The following is a 4,314-nucleotide window of genomic DNA, read 5'->3' on the forward strand; positions in this document are numbered from 1 at the left end:
ATCTTGTTCCGCTTGACGTGCCAATTCCGCCTGACGCGCACTTTCGGCTTCGGCTTTTTCTTTGGCATCTTGCAATTTGGCGATTTCGTTTTGAGCGGCAGTTTGGGCATCTTCTGCGGCTTTTTGGGCGGCTTCGGCTTGCTCACGGGCGGTGTCGGCTGCCAATTTTTGTTCTTGCAAGACGCTTAATTGTTGCTCGGCTTGGGCGGTTTGCGCTTCGGCATCGGCAAGCTGTTGGGTGGTTTGATTTAATTTCGCCTGAATTTGGTCTTTTTGCTGTTGCAATGCCGTGGCTTGCTCTTCCGCTTCATCTTTTTTGCGGCGGGCGGTTTCTAAATCATTTTGTGCTTGGGTAAATTGGCTTTCTGCCTGTTTTTGGGCATTTTCAGCTTGGGTTTTGGCGATTTCTGCCTGCGCTTTGGCGGCGTTGGCTTGATTGATTGCCTGTTCTTTATCGCTGATTTGTGTTTGGGCTTGGGCAAGTTGTTCACGCAAATCCGCCAATTCTTCGCCACTTGCCGTTTGTGAATTTTGGGCATTGGTAAGTTGTCGTTGCAATTCCGCTTTTTGAGCTTGGGCTGCCTGTAAATCTTGCAGGGCTTTGGCTTTATCGGCATCGGCTTGTTGTTGAGCGGCTTGCGCGTTTTGCAAAGCGGTTTGGGCTTGATTGTGGGCTTGCTCGGCTTCGTTTTTGGCGTTGATTGCCTCTTGTAAGGCGGTTTGGGCGGTGTCGGCGGCTTCTTGGGCTTGTTGTTTTTGGGTGTTTGCCTCGTTAAGTTGTTGTTGCAGGGTATTTTTTTCTGATTCAATTTCTTGTTTTTGCGCTTCGGCTTGTTCTTTGGCTTTTTGCGCGGCGGTTAATGAATCAAACATTTCTTGCATGAGTTTTTGCACGGTCTCTTCTTGACGCTTCGCTTCTGCCAATTCGGTTTTGGCTTGTTCGGCTTGTTTTTCGGCTTGGGCAAGTTGTTGGCGCAATGCGTCCAGTTGGGCATTGTTGTTGCCTGTTTGGGCGGCAGCAAGGGCGGCTTCGGCATCGGCTTTGGCTTTTTGTGCGTCTGCAAGGGCTTGTTTGGCTTTTTCGGCTTCGGTGGCGGCTTTTTTGGCTTCTTCTTCACGCAATTTGGCAAGTTCTGCTGCGCGTTTGGGGTTGCTCAAATAGTATTCTTTGCCTGCGTCATTTTTGAGGGTGTAGCGATACGCGCCAGCGTCCACATAGCCACCCGATAATTGGAAGGACACATCATCGCCATTTTGAACGGCATTTTGCAATTCAACCAAAGTCAGTTTTTGAATATTGGCTTCTGCACCTGTGTTGCGTACGGACAGGGTGTGGTCGCCTGCGGCATAGCCTTTGACCACCAATTTGTCGGCTTGTTGTTGTGCCACATTGCTCAAATAATTGAAATGAATGTTGCCGTCTAAATTGCCGTTTACGGTTAAAGTGTTGAACGATGTGGCTGTTTCTACGCCTTCTTTATTTTGGGCGTTGAGCGTGATTTGGCTGCCTGAAACGCCGTCCAAATTGCCAATGGCTTGGCTGGACGGTAAAGTCCAATGACCGTTGTTGGCAAGTTCAATGGTGGTGGCGTTGCTGGCGGTGATGTTGCGGTCGTAGTCCACATTCAGGCGTAAGGTGGCATTGTCGCGCAAATTGATGTTGCCATTGACGCGGGTTTCGGGAATGTATGCCAAAATGTCTGCGTCATAGGTTTTGTTTTCGGCGGTGGTGATGCCTGTGTGCAATGAACGGGTGTAGATTTCTTCGCCATTGACAAAGCCCAATTCGGCACGGGCATTGCCCGATACGCTGATGTTGGCGGTGATGTTGCCCACGTTGCGGCTGGTTTTCAGGCTGCCTGAATCCACGTTGATGTGTGTGGCGTTGAAATCGCGCGTTACCCAATCGTGGTCAAGCATGACTTCGGTGCCGTTTAAGTGGTCGTAGGCGTGAGGCGTGGGTGTGCCAGACAACACCAGCGTGCCGTTTTGAACGCTGATGTTGCCATTGAGATTGCTGCCACCGTTTAAAATGTAAATGTCGTCTTTTAAGCTGGGATTGAAATGCACGTCCAAGCGACCGTTGGGTAAAGTGGCATTGGTTTCGCCCAATTTGCCGAAAAATGCGTCAGTACGTGCGGTTAAAGGGTCATTGTTTTTTAAACTTAAAAATGCCTGTATCGCATCTTCGCGTGTGCCAGTGGTAATGTATTTCCAGCTTGGGCCATCGGCTTTGGCGGTATTGGGTAATGCGACATTGGGTCGTCTGCCCGCTTTGAGCATATAGTAATCTACAGTACCATCAGGACGTGCTTTGCTGTATAAGCCTGTGGGTTGGTAATCGGCTTTGGTATTGCTTTCAAAAACAACTTCATTGGCGTTCCATTGTTTGGTACGCTGTAAAGTAACGCTGGCAGCCTTATTCGTATTGTGATTGACGATTTGTGCGCCATCGTCCACATTTTGAATGCGATTGAAAGTCAAATGGTTGCCATTCAAATCCAAACGTCCACCGCGTGAACCAAAATAAATATTATTATTGTCAAGTAATTGTTTGTTGTCGCCCAACACCACCGTGCCACGACCGCTTGTTAAACCCACTTGGCTGAATGCCTGTTTTTGTCCTGTTGCGTCTGCTTGTTGATTTAAAATGACTTTACCATCGCCCACGCTGATTGAGCCTTGGTTCATGCCCACGCCTGTGATATTCAGCGTACCGCCACCAATTTTGGATAAACGGTCGTCTTTGGGATTATGCACTTGCCAATTCACGGTTTTGCCGTTGGCAACAGATACGCCTGCACCCAGCCAAGTGGTGTTGGCTTGGCTGCCTGAAACGGTAAAATTCGCGTCAAAATACAAAGCCCCTGCGCCTTGATTGATGTCTTGTGTCAAATGCAAAGTGCCGTTGCTGCCTGAAATATTGACGGTTTTGCCGTGATTGACGCTGGGAATGTGGGGCGAACCTGTGGTGGGTTTGGGCAAAGCGTCATCACGCAAATCCACTTTCAACGTGGTGCTGCCACCTGTGATGTTGGAGGTGTTGCCCGTTGGTGTCCAGTTGTAGCGTTGATTATTGACGCGGTTGCTGATGTTGCCCGCAATGTCTTCTTTCACACGTTCTTCAAAAAATGCTTTACGCGCAATCATCGCACGACCCCATGGAATGCTTTCATTGCCATTGGACGATTGATGATGTGCTACCGTAACCCATTGATTTAATGTGGTATCAAAGCCCAAAATGGCAGAACCACTGTCGCCTTTGCGCGGTTGGGTTGCCAAGGGGTCTACGCCATCGGTAAACAAGCCTTTGGTGGCGTTGTATTCCACCGCCTCATTCATCGCGGTGGGAATAAAGGGCAGCAATGAACCACCAGCCAAGTAATTGTAAGAATTGCTGACTTGGTTGGGTTTTGCACCTGCTGCGTCAATGGTAAATTGTCGTCCTGCGCCAATGCGGGCAAAGGCGGCAAAACGTGGGTTGTTGATGAGTTCTGTGTTGCTCAATGAGATGTTGGCAATGGGGGCGGGTATGGCTTCGGTGACCAATTTTTCCAAACGGGGTGTGCCATAATCCCAATGTGGGATATTTTTATCGGTTTTTTCGGCATCGTTGCGGTCGGCAAGTTGGTAGTGGTAGCGATTGGAATCGGGATTGAGTTTGCCCGTTTGCCCAAAGCGCACACCTGCATTGACGTTGTGTGCCACCGTGCCGTAATACTGTGGTGTCATCATGATGCCCAAACCTGCTTCCACAAATGTGCCAATTTGCGGTACGCCAGAAAAATCGGGCATGGGCAAGCCTTTTAGGGTGACGCCCAAGTTGTTGCCTTTTTTATCGTAAACTTCAATGTTTTGTGTGCCTGCGACAAATTGCCCTTTGTTTTCGGCAAAATCGCGGAAATATTGGTAATCAATGTCGCTGCGAACGATGGAGGCTTGTCCTTCTAGGGCGATGAGAGATAAGGTTGTGGTAAGTAGCGTTTTTTTAAAAGGAATGTTAGACATAATGTATTTAAAATAAAATTTAGATACCATTAATTATATCACAAAAACACCCATTTGCTAACATTTAAATAAGATACATTTGTACAATAATTTATTGTAAGTAATTGATTAATATTATATATTTATAATAACATTCATTCCAAACACAACCATTGATTTTATTAAAAATTGATATCATCAAGGGATTTTACAATAATGATAACAAAAATTACTATATTAGACAAATGCCATAACCTCTTGTGTTGTCCCCACATGGCATACTAAACAAACCTAAAAACTGATATAAAAACCGTTCGCCCCAAGCTT

Annotated in this window: 1 protein-coding gene; it reads right to left on the reverse strand. The window is 47.3% G+C overall.

Annotated elements, in window-relative coordinates:
• On the reverse strand, window positions 1-4,008 hold a 4,008-nt coding region (locus MOB01S_RS11785; RefSeq protein WP_169798153.1), incomplete at its 3' end, for a S6 family peptidase.
• Between the last annotated feature and the right edge of the window lie 306 nt (window positions 4,009-4,314).

Origin of the sequence: Moraxella oblonga NBRC 102422, from assembly GCF_001598275.1 — a bacterium.
In the GTDB taxonomy this organism is placed as follows: Bacteria; Pseudomonadota; Gammaproteobacteria; order Pseudomonadales; family Moraxellaceae; genus Moraxella; species Moraxella oblonga.